The 18,633-nt window shown below is 68.0% G+C and carries 13 protein-coding genes and 1 riboswitch; of the genes, 6 read left to right on the top strand and 7 right to left on the bottom strand.

Annotated features, from left to right (window positions below):
• Positions 1-117 precede the first annotated feature (117 nt).
• The 4 genes from ID574_RS47280 to ID574_RS47265 form a co-directional block, all read right to left on the bottom strand.
• Positions 118-996: an MBL fold metallo-hydrolase gene (locus tag ID574_RS47280; protein ID WP_188195630.1), complete on the bottom strand. Its 879-nt coding sequence runs from the start codon at positions 994-996 to the stop codon at positions 118-120.
• 13 nt (positions 997-1,009) lie between these two features.
• A riboswitch (guanidine-III (ykkC-III) riboswitch) is annotated at positions 1,010-1,070 on the bottom strand.
• A gap of 234 nt (positions 1,071-1,304) precedes the next feature.
• Positions 1,305-4,091: a glycosyl hydrolase family 95 catalytic domain-containing protein gene (locus ID574_RS47275; protein ID WP_336245620.1), complete on the bottom strand. Its 2,787-nt coding sequence runs from the start codon at positions 4,089-4,091 to the stop codon at positions 1,305-1,307.
• Between the two features lie 345 nt (positions 4,092-4,436).
• A complete protein-coding gene (locus ID574_RS47270; protein ID WP_223167804.1) occupies positions 4,437-5,729 on the bottom strand; it encodes a ricin-type beta-trefoil lectin domain protein in 1,293 nt (430 codons plus the stop codon).
• 456 nt (positions 5,730-6,185) lie between these two features.
• Positions 6,186-6,956 carry a FadR/GntR family transcriptional regulator gene (locus ID574_RS47265; RefSeq protein WP_188195627.1) on the bottom strand — a complete coding sequence of 257 codons (771 nt, stop codon included), beginning with the start codon at positions 6,954-6,956 and terminating at the stop codon, positions 6,186-6,188.
• 135 nt (positions 6,957-7,091) lie between these two features.
• Between ID574_RS47265 and ID574_RS47260 the strand changes: the two genes are divergently transcribed.
• From ID574_RS47260 to ID574_RS47245, 4 genes are all read left to right on the top strand, one after another.
• Entirely contained in the window at positions 7,092-8,369 is a 1,278-nt protein-coding gene (locus ID574_RS47260; RefSeq protein ID WP_188195626.1) for an ABC transporter substrate-binding protein, read from the top strand.
• 70 nt (positions 8,370-8,439) lie between these two features.
• Positions 8,440-9,354, top strand: a complete 915-nt coding sequence (locus ID574_RS47255) for a carbohydrate ABC transporter permease (protein WP_223167803.1) — start codon at positions 8,440-8,442, stop codon at positions 9,352-9,354.
• On the top strand, positions 9,354-10,181 hold the full coding sequence (locus ID574_RS47250) for a carbohydrate ABC transporter permease (protein ID WP_188195624.1): 828 nt from the start codon (positions 9,354-9,356) through the stop codon (positions 10,179-10,181). The genes ID574_RS47255 and ID574_RS47250 overlap by 1 nt, the downstream gene beginning before the upstream one ends.
• Position 10,182: 1 nt before the next feature.
• Entirely contained in the window at positions 10,183-11,346 is a 1,164-nt protein-coding gene (locus ID574_RS47245) for a mandelate racemase/muconate lactonizing enzyme family protein (protein ID WP_188195623.1), read from the top strand.
• Between the two features lie 275 nt (positions 11,347-11,621).
• On the opposite strand, the gene ID574_RS47240 is transcribed toward ID574_RS47245, so the two are convergent.
• Positions 11,622-12,041 carry an NAD(P)/FAD-dependent oxidoreductase gene (locus ID574_RS47240; protein WP_188195622.1) on the bottom strand — a complete coding sequence of 140 codons (420 nt, stop codon included), beginning with the start codon at positions 12,039-12,041 and terminating at the stop codon, positions 11,622-11,624.
• Between the two features lie 362 nt (positions 12,042-12,403).
• Between ID574_RS47240 and ID574_RS47235 the strand changes: the two genes are divergently transcribed.
• Positions 12,404-13,045: an oxygenase MpaB family protein gene (locus tag ID574_RS47235; protein WP_188195739.1), complete on the top strand. Its 642-nt coding sequence runs from the start codon at positions 12,404-12,406 to the stop codon at positions 13,043-13,045.
• Between the two features lie 196 nt (positions 13,046-13,241).
• Here the strand turns inward: ID574_RS47235 and ID574_RS47230 are convergent, their stop codons facing one another.
• Positions 13,242-14,702 carry an arabinofuranosidase catalytic domain-containing protein gene (locus tag ID574_RS47230; RefSeq protein WP_188195621.1) on the bottom strand — a complete coding sequence of 487 codons (1,461 nt, stop codon included), beginning with the start codon at positions 14,700-14,702 and terminating at the stop codon, positions 13,242-13,244.
• 336 nt (positions 14,703-15,038) lie between these two features.
• The gene (locus tag ID574_RS47225) at positions 15,039-15,779 is read right to left on the bottom strand and encodes a FadR/GntR family transcriptional regulator (protein ID WP_223167802.1); all 741 of its coding nucleotides are present in this window, start codon (positions 15,777-15,779) and stop codon (positions 15,039-15,041) included.
• A gap of 445 nt (positions 15,780-16,224) precedes the next feature.
• Between ID574_RS47225 and ID574_RS47220 the strand changes: the two genes are divergently transcribed.
• Positions 16,225-18,606: an RICIN domain-containing protein gene (locus ID574_RS47220; RefSeq protein ID WP_223167801.1), complete on the top strand. Its 2,382-nt coding sequence runs from the start codon at positions 16,225-16,227 to the stop codon at positions 18,604-18,606.
• Positions 18,607-18,633: the final 27 nt, after the last annotated feature.

Raw genomic sequence — 18,633 nt, 5'->3', positions numbered from 1 at the left:
CCAGCGCCTGGCGCTGTCCCGACGGAGGTCCGGTGCGGCAGCGTCACCGGCCGGCCATAGGCATCGCGGCCGGGGACGACGTGGCATCGGGCAGTAAGTCCGATGCGTTCGTGCGGCTCATGCGTTTGGCCAGAGGATGAAGAGGGGGTAGGCACGCCGGCTGGGCCGGTCGCCGATCTCCTTGATCGCCGCGCGGATCTCGTGCAGGTGCCCGGTGGTCATCTGCAGTGGGGGCTCGTCGGGCTGGTAGGTGGTGCGGACGGGGTAGTCCACGCCTGGCTGCCGGGTCATCTCGATGTGGCAGCCGAGCACGTGGGTGACCGGTCGGCGGTCGGAGAAGTCGATCAGGCGGTCGATGGTCTGGGCGAAGGCCGGCCAGTCCTGGATGTAGAGACGGCCCGGGTAGACCGTGTCGCCGGTGAGCAGGAACCCGGTCCACCGGTCGTAGAACGTCACCGCTGCCTCGTGGTGGCCGGGGGTGGCCAGGCACTCCAACACACGGCCTCCCAGGTCGACCTGCGTCACGGCGTCGGGATCCTTGCTGAAGCCGAAGTACTCCCAGGCGGTGGCCAGGTCCGCGCCGACCACCGTGGTATCGGGGCGGTCGGTGAACTGATCGTCGCCCGCGATGTGGTCGCCATGCGGGTGGGTGTGCAGCACCAGCAGGTGGTAGTCATCCCGGGGGTGGCGGGCGAGCCAGCCGGCGACGAGTTCGTCGACCACCCGGCGCAGGGGGAAGAACTCGGCGGATGCCGTGGCGCCGGTGTCGATCAACACCGCCCGTGCGTTTCCGAACAGCAGGAACAAGAACGGCGCCTCGTAGTTGATCGCCATGTTCTGCCGCAAGATGAACGTGTGCTCGTCGTAGGCGTGGACCTGGATGTCCGGATCGGTGTTGTGCTTGGCCGACGGTGAGCCGTGAATCCACCGGACATCCAGCGCACAAGGCTGTGGAGTCACTCCAGTGAAATCGATCAGGGGTATGCCTGCATCCATGACGTCTCCTTCGAGTGCGTCGTCTTAGCAGGCCGGGTACGGCGCACATCTCGTCCGGGGCAAGCGCTTACAGGCTTCCACGGCGACGATACCACGACAGCGATCACCTACATGTAGGGCGGACTGACCCACTCGCGCACGAGCTGGGTACCGTCCCGGGCAGGGGTGGCGCCGCTCGGCCTGCAACACCGCACCAACGTCGGCCGGCTCATGGCTTCGCCGCAACCGGTGGCCGGTTGCGGCGAAGCGTGCGTCGGGTTGAGGTCTGCGAGGGTCGTCGGGTTGAGGTCTGCGAGGGTCGTCGGGTTTCACACGCCCGTAATGGTCCATTGGTTGTTGGTGCTGTTGTTCGGCGTCCACATGGCCACGGTGGAGCCGACGGTGCTGTTGCCCATACCGTCCAGGGCAGTGCCGGTGCCGCGATTGATGATCTGGTAGCGGCCGTTGCCCAGGTTGTTGAGGCGCCACTGCTGGTTGTCGCCGCCGCTCCACGCCGCCTGCCTGGCGCTGGCGCCGTTGGCGGTGTTGCCCCAGCTGTCGGCGACCATGCCGTTGGTGCGGTTGACGATGCGATACCACCCACCCCCCAGGTCCACGAGCTGCCACTGCAGGTTGGTGCTGCCGTCCCAGTTCCACTGCTTGAGGTTCGACCCGGAGGCGACATTGCCGCCGCTGTCCAGCACCAGGCCGGTGGTGACATTGGCGATCCGCACGTAGCTCGCCGGCGCGGGGCCGGACCCGGTCATGCGGTACGTACGACCGGCTTGGCCGGTCAGCCTGATGACGTCGCTCTCGGGTCTGGCGACGCTGACGGCATCGCCGGTCGTGGTGTCGATCACCTGGTAGGTTCCGGCGAAGATCCGGCTGCGTACGTTGACCGTCCCGTCACGGTCGAACCGGATGAGGATCTCGGTGGACCCGCCAGAGCTCCACGTCGCGTCCACGGTGTAGCCCCCGCGCCCCCGAAGACCCTGCACCTTCCCGCTCGGCCAGGCGGCCGGCAGCGCCGGCAGCACGTGCAGCTCGCCGTTGTGACTCTGCAGCAGCATCTCGGCGATGCCGGACGTCGCCCCGAAGTTGCCGTCGATCTGGAAGGGCGGGTGCAGGTCGAACATGTTCGGCGCGAGCCGGGCCGTCGTCACGAGGGCGCGGATCAGGTCGTGCGCCCGCGTGCCCTCCTCCATCCGCGCCCAGTAGTTGATCTTCCAGGCCAGCGACCAGCCCGTACCGTCGTCACCGCGCAGTTCGAGGGTCCGCCGCGCGGCGGTGTACAGCGCGGGGGTGCCGCGCTTGGTGATCTGGTTGCTGGGGTGCAGGCCGTAGAGGTGGGAGATGTGCCGGTGGTTCGGCTCGGTCTCGACCCAGTCGTACAGCCACTCCTGGATGTTGCCGCGTGACCCGGTCTTCATCGGCGGGAGCCGGTCACGGGCTGCCAGGACCTGCGCCCGGAAGCTTGCGTCCGCGCCGAGGAGTTCGCCGGCCTTGGCGCAGCCGTTGAACAGGTCCCGCAGGATCTGGTTGTCCATCGTGGGCCCGGCGCACACGCTGACGCCCGCGTGGTGGGTCAGCTCCGGCGAGTTCGACGGGTTCGTGACCAGATATCTGAGGCTCGGTTCCTCGACGAGGGTCTCGAGGAAGAACTGCGCGGCCCCCTTCATCGCCGGGTAGTACCGCCGGAGGAACTCGAGGTCGCCGGTGAAGAGGTAGTGGTCCCAGATCATGGTGGCCAGCCATGCGCCGCCGGTCTGCCACATGCCCCAGGTCGCGCCGTCGACGACCGAGCTGCCCCGCCACCCGTCGGTGTTGTGGTGGGTCACCCAGCCGCCGGCGTTGTACTGCACCCGGGCCGTCCGGGCGCCGCTGACCGTGAGGTCGTCGATCATCCTGAAGACCGGCTCGTAGCACTCCGACAGGTTCGTCGTGTCGGCCGGCCAGTAGTTCATGGGCAGGTTGGCGTTGAGGGTGTACTTCGAGTCCCAGGCCGGGGTCAGCGAGTCGTTCCAGATGCCCTGCAGGTTGGCGGGCTGGGTGCCCGGACGCGAGGAGGAGATCAGCAGGTAACGGCCGTACTGGAACAGCAACGCCGAGAACTGCGGATCGCTGCTGTTGGCGTGTTGCGCGATCCGTACGTCGGTCGGCTGGTCGGCCGCCGCGGTGCGGCCGAGGTCGAGCGTCGTCCGCCCGAACAGCCGCTGGTAGTCGGCGACGTGCCGGCCACGCAGGTCGTCGTAGGTCCTCGTGACGGCGGCGTCGAGGTGACGCCGGGCGATGCCCTGGTAGTCGCCGCTGACGTCCTTGTAGTTCACGTAGCTGGAGCCGATGGAGATCAGCACCGTCACGCTGTTCGCGGCCCTCACCTGCAGCGTGCCGCCGGCGCTGCTGACACTGCCGCCTTCGGCGACGGCCCGGGCCAGTGCCAGGAATCTGACTTTGCCGGCCAGGCCCCTCTGGTCGCCGGAAATGCCGTCCAGCGCCACCGTCGTGCCGTCCGGGCTGGACCGCGTCGTCCGCTGCGGGCTGTCGAACGTCGCGGAGAACGTGATCGAGCCGGGCCGGTCGGCGGTCAGGCGGAGGGCGATCACCTGATCCGGCGCGCTCGCGAGCACCTCGCGCCGATACCGCACGCCGTTCTGCAGGTACGTCACCGTCGTGGTGGCCGTGGTCAGGTCCAGCCAGCGGTTGTACTCCGAGACGCCGGTGGCGCTGCCGAAGGTCAGTCGCAGGTTGCCCACGGGCTGGTACGCCAGCTGACCGGAAGGGTTGCCCAGCATGTTCTGGTCGATCAGGCTCTGGGCCTGGCTCCACTGGTTCTGGAAGACCAGCTGCCGGATCTGCGGCAGCGCCGCCGCGCCCCTCGTGTTGCTCTGGTCGTACGGGCCACCGGCCCAGATGGTGTCCTCGTTGAGCTGCAACCGCTCGGCGTCGACGTTGCCGAACACCATGGCGCCCAGGCGACCGTTTCCGATCGGAAGCGCACGCAGCCAGTCCGTACCGGCGCTTTCGTCGTACCACAGCGCCAGATCGTTCGCGGCGCGCACCTCTGGAGGCGCCACCGACGCGGCCCGGGCAGCCGCCGTCCATTGCCCCGGTAACAACGCTCCTCCAGCTCCAACCGCGCCGAATTTCAGCACTTGTCGTCGCGACAAATCAGCCATTTCGGTTCTCCAAGCCTATGGGGGTTGCGGACGGACGGCCTCCGCCGGGTACGGCCACGCGCCTGTTCCGGCGGTATAAGGAGGATCGGCAGGATGAGGGCATCACGAACCACCGCTGCCGGTGAACTGCCACCAGTTCACGTGAGCAGTGGTTGTGCGTCTTGCGCGCCCCTACTCCGAGGACCGTTTCTCCAGCGGTGGTGCAGCTGTTCACCCCCCTCATCGCCGAGGGCGTTGAGCCGCCCCCGGCGATGGCGTGTCGTCAGCTGTCACAGGCTGTCAGTGTCAGACGCGGGTCCATTTCTGGTTGGTGCCGCCGTGGCAGGTCCAGATCTGCACCCTGGTGCCGTTGGCGGTGCCGGATCCGGACACATCCAGGCACTTGTTCGCCCCCACCGCGGTGACGGTGCCGTCGGCGTTGAGGCGCCATTGCTGGTTGCTCTGGCCGTTGCAGTCCCAGATGATCACGCTGGTGCCGTCCGCGGTACCCGCGCCGTTGACGTCCAGGCACTTGCCGCCGTAGACCCGAAGCTCACCGGAACTGGTGGAGGTCCACTGCTGGTTGGCCTGCCCGTTGCAGTCCCAGATCTGCACCTGCGCGCCGTTCGCCTGCGACACCCCGGCGACGTCAAGACAGCGTCCCGACCCCACACCCTTGAGCGCGTTCCCCGGCGGAGGTGGGTTGCCGCCTCCGAACTGCGCGAAGAAGTCCCACACCACCGGTCTGGTCCAGGAATTCTCGCCCGGTTCGAAGTCGCCAGGCCTGCCGTCCACGGGAGCGGGAGTGTGGCCCGCGTCGAACGCCGCCCATGCGACGGGATACCCGGCCCGGCACCCCGAGTAGTAGGTGACGATGTGCGTCAGGCTGCCCTGCGCCGGCTCCGGCGGGTTCTGGGCAGTGCAGCCGTTGTTCCTGACGAACCTGTCACGCAGCGACCGGCCCATGGAGATGTTGAGCACCGAGTCCCTGAGGCCGTGCAGTCCGATGTACGCGACAGGCTCGGTCCCGCCGCTGCACCCGCTGAGTTGCGCGCCGGCGTAGACCGCCACCGCGCGGAAGACCGTCGCCCGGGCGCACGCGAGCGCGTAGCTCATGCCGCCGCCGTAGCTGAAGCCCAGGGCGAAGCGCTGGGAGGTGTCCACACAAAGGTCGGCTTCGATCCGCCGGATCATGTCGTCGACGAAGGTGACGTCCTCACCGCCCGAGTTGGCCCAGCCGTTGTTGAAGCCCTGAGGCGCGACGAAGATCGCAGTGTTGTTCGACAATGCCCTGAGCCCGTAGTACGACCAGGGGTACCCACTGGTTCCGCCCGAGTCGACATCGTTGGCGGTGCCACCCCTCCAGTGGAACCCGAAGATTAACCGGTAGGGGGTGGTGTTGTTATAGTTGTCCGGAATTCTCAGAATGTAGCTGCGATTTTTCCCGCTGGTGGTAATAGTCTGCGGACCGCTTCTCAGCGTCGGAGTCTTGCCGCATCCCGCGGTCGGCGCGAGGGCGCTCTGTTTTGCGAGCGACGGCGGGGTCGCGCTGTCGCCCAGCGCCGGTTGAGCCGTGGTCAGGACGGCGAGCAGTGCCATGGACGCGACGGCGGTGAAGAGGAATCTAAGCCTCGACATCACGAAAATTCCTTTGCCGTTCTCGTGGTGACACACGTAGATGGGAAGCCACTTCCTCCACCTTTTCCGGGGGCGAGGGCGGCCGGTCGAGTTCCGAAGTGTTAGCGCTAACTCAGCGCCGCCGCAATCGGGGCCTCCTTTCTTCCGGGCGGCTGGAGGCGACGGTGCAGCGGAGCAAATATGACCGTGACAAGACCTGTCAAGGCTCGGCCTTTTCGACGTCGGGGTTCACTCGCCCGAGACGACCCGTCGCTCCTGCGTCTGGCCAGGGGAAAACGGCCGTGGTCACCACTGACGTGACGCGATGAAACTTTCACCGTCCGTCAGTCGAATCGTTCCGAGCGCCCCGACGTGTGATCAAGCCAGGCGGCCCCCTGCCCTGCCGGGGGTGGCCGGTCTCACGGGGTGCGTCCGGTGCTAACGCCGCAGCCGTACGGGATCGGCCGTTCCGCTGCGGCGGACGATCCAGGCCTCGGTGATGTGATTGAACATCGCCTCGGCGGCGCCGTGGGGATCGTGGGCGGCGATGCGTTCGTAGATGCGGCGGTGGCCGAGGTTCGACGCCACGCACAGGGCCCGCTCGGTCCGGCCCAGGTACCGGGCGGTGTTGACGACCTGGCTCTCCAGCGCACGTACGACGCCACGAGCGATGCGGTTTCCCGACGTCCGCATGATCGTGTCGTGGAAGGCGCGGTCGCTTTCGGCGTACGTGACCGGGTCGTCCACGAGCTGGTCCATCCGATCCACCAGTGCGCGCAGCTGATCTACGATGTCCGGCCCGGCCAGACGGGCGGCGACGTTGGCCATGTCGGACTCCAGCACGCGCCGTGTGACGACGAGGTCGTCGAGAATCGCCAGGCTCTCGTCCTCGGCGATGGTCGCGGCGAGGACGAGCTCGTCGAGCATGTCCCACATCGCGGGTGGGGTCACCATGGTGCCTGAGCCCTGGCGGACCTGCACCAGTCCCTTCTCCTGCAGGACTTTCACTGCTTCCCGGACGACGGTGCGGCTCACGGAGAAGGCCTCGCACAGGGCGGGCTCGGGGGGCAGCGGCGTGCCAGGCGGGTGCACACCGCGAACAATGCGCTCCACCAGCTCGGCTGTCACCGCTCGGGCGAGACTGGCCGGGCGGCGTACCCAGGCCGGTGGCGCCGGGACATTGTCGGCTGTTTCCTGCGATGCCGTCATATCCCCCTCCGGTGGCCTGGCGAAGGACAGCGCCACCGCGCCAGTATACGTGACCTCTCTTGACCATCAGACGTCATACGAATTACGTTTGCCGCGGAGATGCCCGGTCAGCCGCCTCCCGGAAAGCGGACAGCGATGAAGCAGCGAGCGTTGTGGTCAGCCCTGATGGTCGCGGCACTTGCCGTGGCCGGCTGTGGGAGCGCGGCACGGACGGAGCGCCCGCCCGGAGACTCGCAGCAGAAGCAGCAGAAACTCGTGGTCTGGGACTGGAAGTCCGGCGAACCGGTCGCCGCCGCCTACATCGAGAAGGCGAAGGCCGACTTCGCCAAGCGGCATCCGGGGGTCACCGTCGAGTTCGTCGCCCAGCCGTTCGACCAGTACTACACCCTGCTCGGCACGGCGATCCAGTCCAGCAAGGGGCCCGACGTCATGCTCTTCAACGGGGGCGGGCAGATCCGCGACCGGGTCGACGCGCTCCTACCGCTGGACCAGTACGTGGCCGAGGACAAGAGCCGGTTGGCGGGCTGGGACGCGTTCAGCAAGGACGGCAAGATCTACGCCGCACCTGTGACGCTGCAGGGGCACCCGATCTACTACAACAAGACGCTCTACGAGAAGGCCGGTCTCGACCCGGCGAACCCGCCCAAGACGTGGAACGACTTCGTCAGCGGTTGTGCCGCCATCAAGAAGGCGACCGGGGCCGCCTGCTTCGCGCTCGGCAACAAGGAAGGCTTCGGAATCCAGTTCTTCATGTCGGGCCTCGGATCCGGCGTCCTGACGCCTCAGGAGTACGACGACTGGATCGCCGGGAAGCGCGACTGGACCTCTCCTCGCGTGAAGCGGATCTTCGAGCTGTGGAAGGACGCCGGCGACAAAGGGCTCAACAACGACGGTGCCAACTCCACCGCGATGTTCACCGACATCTTCAGAGTCTTCGAGACCGGTAAGGCGGCCCACATCATCGGGCTGATGTCGGACATCGGGCACTGGAAGGATTTCGGCGAGTTCCTGCCGCCCGACAAGATCGGCGTCATGATGGCCCCCATCGTCACTGACGGGGCCGCCCCGAGCCTTCCGTACGACGGCGGCATCGGTTACGCGGTCGCCAAGTGGACGAAGGACCCGGGCCTGGCCGCCGATCTGGTGCGATCCCTGACCTCGACCGACGCCCTGACGGCGTTCTACTCCAAGGCCGGCGCGATCGCGTCCGACACGACGATCGACGTCTCGCAGGCCGGCCCGGCCGTCGCCACGATCGCGTCCGAGATCCGAACCGGCAAGCCCGCCCTCCACGTGGCCTTGTCCTCCAAGACCCTGGACCTGATGGGAAGACTGTCCCAGCAGCTCCTCAGCGGGTCGACCACCGTGGACAAGGCTGTGGAGCAGGTGGCCGCCTCCGACCGGGAGAGCTGACCGCGTGCCGATCGGAGGTCCGCCGCCCTTGGCTCGCCCGGCCGGCTCAGGGCGGGCCGGGGGAGCGACAGTGAAGCAGCGGGGACGCCGTGCCCGTACGGCTGCCCGGTCCTCCTCCCATGGGGCGCGCGCCGAGCGCCTCGCGCCCTACGTCCTGGTGGCCCCGGCCGTACTGATCATCGTGGTGCTGAGGCTGTGGCCGCTGGTCCTCGGGGTGAACTTCTCCTTCACGGGTGACGGCGAGCTCAACGGAAGCCCCGTCGGCCTGAGCAACTACCTGGAGCTGGCCGGCGACCCGTTGTTCCGCACCTCGCTGCGCAACGTCGGGCTGCTGGTGCTGCTGCTTCCCGTGGCGGTGGCGATTCCGGGCCTGCTCGCGACCTTCATCTATCTGCGCGTGCCGGGTCACCGGGTCTACCGCAGCGTCTATTTCTTCCCGGCCGTGCTCTCACCGGTGATCGTCGGCGCGATCTTCAACCTCATGCTCGGGTTCGACGGCCCGTTGAACGCCGTCCTCGGGTCGATCGGCGCCGGTCCGATCGACTGGCTCGGCGATCCGGGCATCGCCATGTTCACGGTTGTCGGCGTGCACATATGGGCGACGTTCGGGATGGCCCTGGTGGTGTTCCTCGCCGGATTCAGCACCCTGGACGCCTCGCTGCTGGACGCCGCCCGCATGGACGGCGCCTCCCTCCGGCAGATCATCTGGCACGTGATCATCCCGAGCCTGACACGCACCATTCAGTTCGTCTTCGTGACCACGATGATCGGGATGCTGACGTCCATGTTCGGCCTGCTCTTCATCATGACCAGCGGGGGCCCGGAGGGGTCGACCTACCTGCCGGAGTACTACATCTGGCACCAGCAGGGGCAGATGAACCGGCCCGCGCTCGCCTCGGCCGCCTCGACGGTTCTCTTCGTCGTCATGCTGGTGGTGGGGCTCCTGCAGATCACTCTGCTCCGCCGCACGGGGAGGCAGGACTGATGCCCGGCATGCGTCTGGCCAGGTGGATGGCCGCCGTTCCGATGGCCGTCCTCGCGCTGGCGACGATCTATCCTCTCGTGTTCACCGCCAACGTCGCGATGAAGACCCGGCGCGACTACATCCTCGACCGGTTCTCCCCGGCGGGCTCGCTGCGCTGGGACAACCTCGCCGAGGCGTGGGCCGGCGCCGGAATGGCTCGGTACTTCGTCAACTCGTTCGTCGTCGTGGCATGCGCCGTGTTCCTGCTGCTGCTGTTGGGGTCGATGGCGGGCTTCGCGCTGAGTCAGCTGCGGTTCCGCGGTTCTTCGGTGATCTTCCTAGGATGTCTTGCGGGGCTGTTCATCCCGTTCCAAGTCATCATGGTGCCGCTCACCAGGATCATGGCCGACAGCGGGCTCGTCGACACCTACCCGGGACTGATCCTCGCCTACGTCGCGCAGTACCTCCCGTTCACCGTCTTCCTGATGACGAGCCACTACAGGACCATTCCGGCGGAGATCGTCGACGCGGCCAGGATCGACGGGAACACGGTGTACGGCGTGTACCGGCGGATCATGCTCCCCCTGGGCGTTCCGGCGCTGCTGTCGGTCGGCATCCTCGACGCGTTGTTCTGCTGGAACGACGTGCTCATCTCCCTGCTCATGATGCCGTCGCCCGAGCATCGCACCCTCATGATCGGGGTGAACGCGCTGCGCGGACAGTATTCCGACGACATCCCCACCTTCGCCTCGGGGGTCCTGATCGCCGCGATACCCTTGCTGATGATCTATCTGTTCCTCCAGCGCCAGATCGCCGACGGCGTCACCGCCGGTTCCACGAAGGGCTGACATGCGGATCACGGGGTATCGAACCACGACGACGGTCCAGGAATGGGGCCGTCCCGTCGGCGACGCCAACGGCGTCTTCGCCGACGGAGTCGTTCCGGTGCCGCTCGTCATGGTGGACACCGACGAGGGGATCACCGGCATCGGCCTCGGGCCGCACGTGGAGATCGAGGCCGTCTTCGCCGCGATCGAAGGCGAGGATCCGCGCGGCGTGACGGCGCTCTACGACCGCATGCTGCGGCAGACCTTCAAGGCGGGCCACGCCGGCGCCGTGTTCGGCACGATCGGCGCACTCGACACCGCTCTGTGGGACATCAAGGCACAGGCGGCCGGAGAACCGCTCTGGCGTCTGCTGGGCGGACGCGACCGGCGGGTGCCCGCCTACGCCTCGGGCCTCGACATCGGCCTGACCGACGACGAACTCGTCTCGATCTACCAGGTCTACGCCCAGCACGGTCTGCGCGCGGCCAAGATCAAGGGTGGCCTCGACATCGACCGCGACCGGCACCGCCTGACACTGGTACGGGACGTTCTGACCGAGGCCGGGCACGGATCGCGACCGGGCCTGATGCTCGACGTGAACGAGGCCTGGACCCGCAAGCAGGCGGTCCGGCACGTCCGCGAGCTCGAACGCGCCCTGGATCTCACGTGGATCGAAGAGCCGGTCCGGCGCTGGGACGCCGAAGGCCTCGCCGTCGTCGGTCGCGGGATCCGCGCCTCCGTCGCCACGGGGGAGAACCTCACCGGGCTCGAGCAGTTCCGTCCACTGCTGGCCGCGGGGGCCGTCGACATCGTCCAGACGGCCGTGGTCTGGGGGGTGTCCCATTTCCTCCGGGTGTCCGCCCTGGCACACGCCCATGACCTGCCGGTCAGCCCGATCGGCGCCACGCCGGTCGCGCTGCTGCACGCCGCGACGTCGGTGCCCAATCACCTGGTCAGCGAGTTGCAGGACCTGCACCCGCCGCTCGGACTGTCGCTCGACCTGTGCGTCGAGGACGGCGCGTTCATCCTGGGGGACTCGCCGGGTCTCGGCATCACGGTCGACGAGCACGCGATCAACGCGTTCACCCGCCGGCCGGACGCCAGGGCCGCCGAGGGCCCCAACATCCGGCCGGAGCACGCCGGACGACGGCTGCTGGCGGTCACCGGCGGCATCCCTCAGATCTAGTGTCATGCGCCTGGAATTCGCCGGCGATATGGAGCGAGGGGATCCGAGGATCTCTTCGGCCGGCGGATCAGCTGGTCGGTCAGGTAGCCGAACTACCGCTCGACCGGGTTGATCCAGGACGAGGCCAGCACGGTCTCCGAGCGCGCGGGTGATGGCGCGGCCGGCGAGACCGACGATCGTCCCGCGCTGCGGGCATCACCGGTATCGCCGGCACATGCCCCGGAACCACGCCCGGGTCGCGGCTGCTGGTGCGGTCCTGTGGCGCGCTGCCGGGTTCAGTGCTGGAGGTGGTAGTCGGAGGGGTTCAGATGGCGGGTGCGGTGGCGGTAGCCGGTCATGAAGCCGGGCCAGTTGTTGGTGTTGCGGCGGCCGGCGTCGAGATACCAGCTGTCGCAGCCGCCCTGGTTCCAGACCGAGGTGGACAGGCGGCGCTGGGTGGCGGCGTCGAAGCGGTCGAGCACGTCCTTGCGGACGTCCATCGACGTGACACCCTGCGCCAGCAGACGTGCGGCCTGGACGATGTAGGCGATCTGGCTTTCCAGCATGTGGACGATGGAGCCGGAGCCGACGTTGGCGTTGGGCCCGTACATCAGGAAGAAATTGGGGAAGCCGGAGAGGGCCATGCCCAGGTAGGCATGGGCGCCGTCCTTCCAGGCTGCGTTGAGTTCCGTGCCGTGCGGGCTGGTGACGCGCATGGGGGCGACGAAGTCTTGGGAGCGGAATCCGGTGGCCCAGATGATGGTGTCGACGAGGTGGTGCTCGCCGTCGGCGGTGCGGACCCCGTCGGGGGTGATCTCGGTGATGCGGCTGTCGACGACGTGGACGTTGGTCCGGTTCAGGGTCTCGTAGTACTCGCTGGAGGTCAGGATGCGTTTGCAGCCGGGCTCGTAGCGGGGGGTGAGCCGGTCCCCGCAGTGCCCGGTCCTCGACCGAGCGCAGGGCGCGCCGGCACAGGACGCGAATCGGGGCTGCCAGCAGGCGGCGGCCGCGCGGGGAGATCAGGGCGGGGGTTGAGCATCAGCTCGAACCACAGGAAGATTCCCAGGCGTGACAGCTTCTGCACGGCGGGGACGCGCCCATCAACCAGGTACAGCTCGCTGGAACCCTGTTGCTGTTCTCCCTGGTCATGCTGCTCAGCTCACGCGCCCTGGGATTCCGGTTCTCCGCCGCCGACCAGGCCGCCGTCCTGCATCTGTGGCGCTACGTCGGGCACCTCATGGGCGTCGATCCCGGCCTGCTCCCGGCCACAACGACCGATGCCTGGCGGCTGTACTGGCTGGAGGCCACCACCGAGTTCCTGCCTGACGAGGACTCCCGGCAACTGGCCCGCGCGCTGATGAACGCCGCCGCCCCACTCCTGCTGACACCGCGATGGAAGAACTCCACCCGGGCCCGACGCGCTCTGACCAATTACCTGTTCGCCTACAGCCGACTGGTCCTGGGCAGGCGCAACGCCGATTTCCTCGGCGCGCCCGACAACACGTTCTACCGGGCCGCCGTCATCGGCACCGCCGCCACCATTTTCGTCGCGGAAAGCACCCGCCGCCTGATTCCCGGCGCGACCGGACTGTGCGAACGCCTCGGTCAACGCCGGCGCACCACCATGGTCCGCCGCCTGATCAGGGAACAACACGGCGACCGCTTTCACAGCCGCTACGACGCCCAGGACGACCCCCTGATCGAGACGGCCCACCCGTGACGAACCTCGACCCCGGTAGATCTTCGCCCCGGCGCATGTTCATTTGCCACGACCGGCGCTGTAGCTGATGGCGTTTGGATCGGCAGCGAACTCACCCGTCGCCCGGCCATCCGGATGCCGGCCACCGTCTCCCCCCGCTGCGCGGAGTAGGTGGCCGGCATCCGGGTTTGCCGAGGGGTCTTGTCCTGGGGCTGGGTCAGCGATAGCCGGCGGCGATGATGTCGGCCTGGACGGCGTTCTCCGTGGCGTCGGTGGGATAGCCGGCGACCATGGCTCCTTCGTAGAAGGTGCCCGCGCTGAGGTTGGCGCCGCCGTCGGGCTTGCAGCAGTCGCCGCCGCTGCCCAACACGATGGCCCCCTGCTTCTTCATCGGGCTGTAGCCGTTGGGGAGCGGCCCGTCGTACAGGGTGTACAGGCTGCCGGACTGCGCGTTGCTGCCCTTGATGGCGAACCGGGTCGTGCCGTTGTTCTTGAGCGTGGCGGTGACGAACTTGTGGGGGAAGGCCCGCTGGTTGGGGTTCCACGACTGGCTGCCGCCGGAGTAGAGCCCCCATTCCAGGTCGGCCTGGACCCAGGGGCCGGTTCCCTGGCAGCCGCCGAACCAGCATTGGGTGCTGAAGTTGATGGCGTCCATGGCGCCGGCGGCGTCGGCCTTCCTGGTCGTCTCGCTGTTGCCGTAGTCGAAGCAGCATCCGCTGTTGACGTGGGTGCCGCTGGTGACCATGTACATGCCCTCTGGTGCGCTGCCGGTGGGCACGCCGGTCAGGTGGCCGTCCCGCCAGTAGCTGTTGCCGGGGTTGATGTAGAGCGAGTAGGCCTTGCTGCCGCCGACGGTGAGCGACTCGCTGGTCGCGATCGCGGGCCTGCTTTGAGGGGAGCCGGGGACCACGCTGGATCCCTGGTACCACAGGTCGTTGCCCCGCCCGGACTGGTCGTACACGACGGTGATGACGCACGTGGTGCCGGCGCAGAACGAGTCCTGGGCGGCGGCGTCGGCGACACCGCCCGCGGTCAGGACTCGGATGTTCCTGGTCGTGTTGTCGGAGGAGCGCCTGACCTGGTACAGGTTGCCGTTGTACGACTCGTAGAGCGCCCGCGTCGTGCTGTGCGCGGCCACGCACGGCGTGCCGCCCGAGGCGTAGATGTCGCACGGGCGCGCGCCAGGCGGCGGGGGCTCGGCTCCGGTGGTCCATTTCTGGTTGCTTCCGCCGTGGCAGGTCCAGATCTGCGCCTTGGTGCCGTTGGCGGTGCCGGCGCCGGACACGTCCAGGCACTTGTTCGCGCCGACGGCGGTGATGGTGCCGTCGGCGTTGAGGCGCCACTTCTGGTTGTTCTGCCCGTTGCAGTCCCAGATGATCACTGCGGTGCCGTCCGCCGTCCCGGCCCCGTTCACGTCCAGGCACTTGGTGCCGTACACCCGCAGCTCACCGGAACTGGTGGAGGTCCACTGCTGGTTGGCTTGCCCGTTGCAGTCCCAGATCTGCACCTGCGCGCCGTTCGTCTGCGAGGCGCCGTTGACGTCCAGGCACCGCCCCGACCCCACGCCCACCAGCGGCGTGGTCGCTGCCGAGGCCGGTGCCGACCATGTCTGGGCGGTGGTCAGGAGGGTCGCCAGCACCGCCACCACGACGGCCGCCCGAGAGCGCCACCCAGGCATCGCAGGGCCCGATAACGGAACGGATAGAGGCTGCATTGTCGGACTCCTTGGGATAGGGCGAGGCGGAAGGAGTCGCGCTCGGAAGCCGGTCGCCGCAACGAGTGCGAATCGATTCGCCAACGCATTGGTCCACTGAGGGCGATGTGAAGCGAAGCACATACGACGGTCGGACCGAATGTCAAGGCTCCGTGCTCTCCGGCTGCCTGCCGAAAGTCCTGCCGGCGGCACTCATCCGCGATGCTCGCACTCCCGGCGAGCCGAGCGCGCTGAAACGTTCATCCTTCCCTTGATTCCCCTATGGTCGAACCGGTTCGCGATGGCTGATCGCGGGCCGGATCAGGGGGATGAGGAGAAGAGGCGCTGCTGGATCTCTCTTCGGTAGTCGTCGAGGGTGTTGTCGATGTGCGTGGCGGCGGCCTGGGCGGCCGCTTCCGGGTCGCCGGCGCGGATGGCCCGGTAGATGGCGTCGTGCTCCTCGACGGCCTTGGCGGCGTGCCCGCCCACCGAGCCGCGCAGCCCGATGAGGCTCGACTGCGCCTGGAGCCTGCGGGCCTCCCGCACCGCGACCTGGAGGAAAATGTTGTGCGAGGCCGTGGCGACGGCGGTGTGAAAGGTGTCGTCGCCCTCGTTGAACAGGTCCTCGCGTCCTGTCTCGAATCCGTGGCGGCAAACGCCGGCCGCCTCCTCGATGGCCCTCAGCTCCGCAGGGGTGGCGCGGCGGGCGGCCAGCCGGCTGGTCTCCATCTCCTGCGCCCGGCGGAACTCGAAGAGCATGTAGACGTGGTCGAGGTCGGTCGGAAGGAAGAAGGCCGCCCAGCGCCCGGTGCCGAGCATCCCCTCGCCGTCGGCCACATACAGGCCGCGGCCCTTCTGGGCGCGCACCCGGCCGAGCGCGGAGAGTATCTTCACGGCCTCACGCACCACGGTGCGGCTGGTGCCCAGCTGCCGGGCCAACTCGTTCTCGGTCGGCATGCGGTCGCCCGGACGCAGGCCGAGCCGGACGATCAATTCCAGTACCTGCTCGGCGGCCACCTCGTAGCCCGGCCGGTATCCGCTCTCACGCGGGGTGTCGGTCACCGTGCCTCCTCCACGCCATTCCCTGCAAGAGTATGACTGATCGGGGGGTTGTCCTCCCAGGGTCAGCAGGGCGCGATGAGTAAGACACATCTGAACGGTTCATGCGAGGACGATCGGGCCGGGCATGCGGGTGGCAAGCATCGCTGCTGGTGAAGGAGCAAAACGACTCACTATGGTCCGACCCTCGGTGTGCGGATCGTGAAATAAGCGGGCTTAAGGTCTTGACGGTTATCAGGAGTCCGAACGTAATTAGAAGCGAGGTCCTGGGGATCGCGCTCCTTCCGGGACCTCCGCGGATGGATCACATGGGCGCAGTGAGAGGCCTTTAGTGGCCCTCCGCATCGTGCCCGGCCACGTCGACGTCCACAGCCTTGCTTCACCGTGCGTCCCCCCGGTGGGGTCACCAGTGAGGCGCGCCATCCCCCTACCCCCCGAAGGAACCACCGTGCGAGCATCCTCCCCCATCACGGCGCTGAGACCGGTCCTGACCGGGATCGCCGCCGCGGTGCTGGCCGCGGCGTTCGCCCTCGTCGCCCCGGCCACCTCGGCCCTCGCGGCCACCACGACCTTGTACGCGTCACCCACCGGCACCGGCACCGCCTGCACCTCCGCCCAGCCGTGCTCGTTGTCCGCGGCGCAGACGGCGGTACGTTCGCTGAACGGCGCCATGTCCGGGGACATCGTCGTCGAGCTGGCCGACGGGGTGTATCGGCTCTCGGCGCCGCTCCGGCTGACCGCCGCCGATTCCGGGAACAACGGCTACACCGTCAAATGGCAGGCCGCGGCGGGCGCCCATCCCGTCATCAGCGGAGCCAGGGCGGTCACCGGCTGGTCGTTGGCCGACTCCGCGAAGAACATCTGGCGCGCCGACGTCGGCGCCGGGATCGACACCCGGCAGCTGTACGTCGACGGTGCGCTCGCCACCCGGGCGCGCACCGCCGTCAACCGGTCCGACTTCACCGCGAGCAGCACCGGGATGAGGTTCACCAGCGGCGCGCTGAGCTATCTGAACAACCTCGCCAACCCGGGTCGGGTCGAGATGGAGAGCGTCGGTTCGTTCACCGACCGGTATGCACCGGTGCAGAGCATCAGCGGCAACCTCATCACGATGCGGCAGCCCGCCTGGAACAACAACAACTTCGGGTACGACACCTTCACCAGCCCGCACAGGGCGGGGCCGCTCTACCTGGTCAACGCCTACGAGTTCCTCGACTCGCCGGGGGAGTGGTACCTCGACCCCGCGACCGGCGCCCTGTCCTACATTCCGCTCGCCGGGCAGAACATGGGCAACGTCAGCGTGGAACTGCCGGTGCTCCAGTCGTTGGTGCACGTCGGGGGCACGTACGACGCGCCCGCGCACCACATCACGTTCAGCGGGATCACCTTCACCGGCACGAGCTGGCTCGGCCCCAGCGGCAACCAGGGCTACGTGGACCAGCAGACCGGCGCGTACATAGCCGGCAACTGGAGCTGGCCCGCCTTCACCTCCTGCCACCAGGGCTGCCGGCAGTTCGAGGCGACCCGGCCGAACTGGTATCAGATGCCCGCCGCCGTGCAGGTCTCCGCGGCGAACACCATCACCTTCACCGACTCGCGCTTCGTCAACCTGGGACAGACGGCCATCGGCATCGGCAACGACGCCAACGCGCACGCCAGCGGTGTCGGCCTGGGCGCCGCCGACATCACGGTCACCCGGTCGGAGATCGCCCGCAGCTCGGCCGGCGGCATCGTGGTCGGCGGCGTGCGCGCCGACGCCCACCACCCGAGTGACCAGCGGATGGTCAACCGGAACATCACCGTCAGCAACAACCGCATCCACGACCTCGGCCTGGACCACCGGGGCGTCGTCTCGGTCCTGACCACCTACGTCACCAACACCGACGTGTCCCACAACGAGGTCTACAACATGCCGTACACCGGCATGTCGATCGGGTACGGCTGGGGCGCCAACGAGCCGGGCGGCAGCACCCACTACGCCAACCGCGGCCTGTACGACTTCCAGCCGCGCTACACCACGCCCACCACCGCGTCGAACAACCGGCTCGTCGGCAACTACGTGCACGACGTCATGCAGCAGATGACCGATGGCGGCTGCATTTACACGCTGTCGTGGAACCCGGGCGCGGTGATCAGCGACAACCACTGCCTGCGGACCAACGGCTGGTTCGGCATCTACTTCGACGAGGGCTCCAGGTACTACACCGTCAGGAACAACGTGCTCTCGAACACCGGCACCTGGGCCACCGCCAACTACTGGTACGGCGAGAACATGGGCAACTTCACCGTCACCGGCAACTGGTCGACCAACGGCAGCACCAACGTGACCAACGGCGACCGCGGCAACGTCGTCTCCGGCAACGTCACCGTCACCAACGGCAACTGGCCGGCGGGTGCCCAGGCCGTGATGGCGTCCGCCGGGCCCTCGGGGCAGCCTTCGGGCAGCACGAGCGCGCTGCGGGGTGTGGGGTCGAACCGGTGCCTGGACGTCAGCAGCGCCTCGCAGACGAACGGCGCGCAGGTGCAGATCTGGGACTGCAACGGGCAAGCCAACCAGCAGTGGACGTCGACCAGTTCCGGTGAGCTGCGGGTGTACGGCACCAAGTGCCTGGACGTGAACGGGGCCGGGACGGCGGACGGCACCGCGGTGATCATCTGGGACTGCAACGGGCAGAACAACCAGAAGTGGCGCCTCAACGCCGACGGCACCATCACCGCCGTCGGCGCGAACAAGTGCCTGGACGTCAGCGGCGCCGGCACCGCCAACGGCACCAAGGCGCAGATCTGGACCTGCCACGGCGGCGCCAACCAGAAATGGACCCGCGTCTGACACCGTCTGACGACGCGCCCTCTTCGT

It is taken from the genome of Nonomuraea sp. SYSU D8015, assembly GCF_008065375.1.
GTDB lineage: Bacteria > Actinomycetota > Actinomycetes > Streptosporangiales > Streptosporangiaceae > Nonomuraea.
This window is presented reverse-complemented; position numbering and strand designations above follow the sequence as displayed.

What these genes read in the sequence shown, in the direction of transcription:
- ID574_RS47230 (WP_188195621.1), bottom strand. Translation starts at nt 14,702, where the DNA reads ATGCCTGGGTGGCGCTCTCGGGCGGCCGTCGTGGTGGCGGTGCTGGCG.
- ID574_RS47270 (WP_223167804.1), bottom strand. Translation starts at nt 5,729, where the DNA reads ATGGCACTGCTCGCCGTCCTGACCACGGCTCAACCGGCGCTGGGCGAC.
- ID574_RS47260 (WP_188195626.1), top strand. Translation starts at nt 7,092, where the DNA reads ATGAAGCAGCGAGCGTTGTGGTCAGCCCTGATGGTCGCGGCACTTGCC.
- ID574_RS47265 (WP_188195627.1), bottom strand. Translation starts at nt 6,956, where the DNA reads ATGACGGCATCGCAGGAAACAGCCGACAATGTCCCGGCGCCACCGGCC.
- ID574_RS47245 (WP_188195623.1), top strand. Translation starts at nt 10,183, where the DNA reads ATGCGGATCACGGGGTATCGAACCACGACGACGGTCCAGGAATGGGGC.
- ID574_RS47250 (WP_188195624.1), top strand. Translation starts at nt 9,354, where the DNA reads ATGCCCGGCATGCGTCTGGCCAGGTGGATGGCCGCCGTTCCGATGGCC.
- ID574_RS47280 (WP_188195630.1), bottom strand. Translation starts at nt 996, where the DNA reads ATGGATGCAGGCATACCCCTGATCGATTTCACTGGAGTGACTCCACAG.
- ID574_RS47240 (WP_188195622.1), bottom strand. Translation starts at nt 12,041, where the DNA reads ATGCGCGTCACCAGCCCGCACGGCACGGAACTCAACGCAGCCTGGAAG.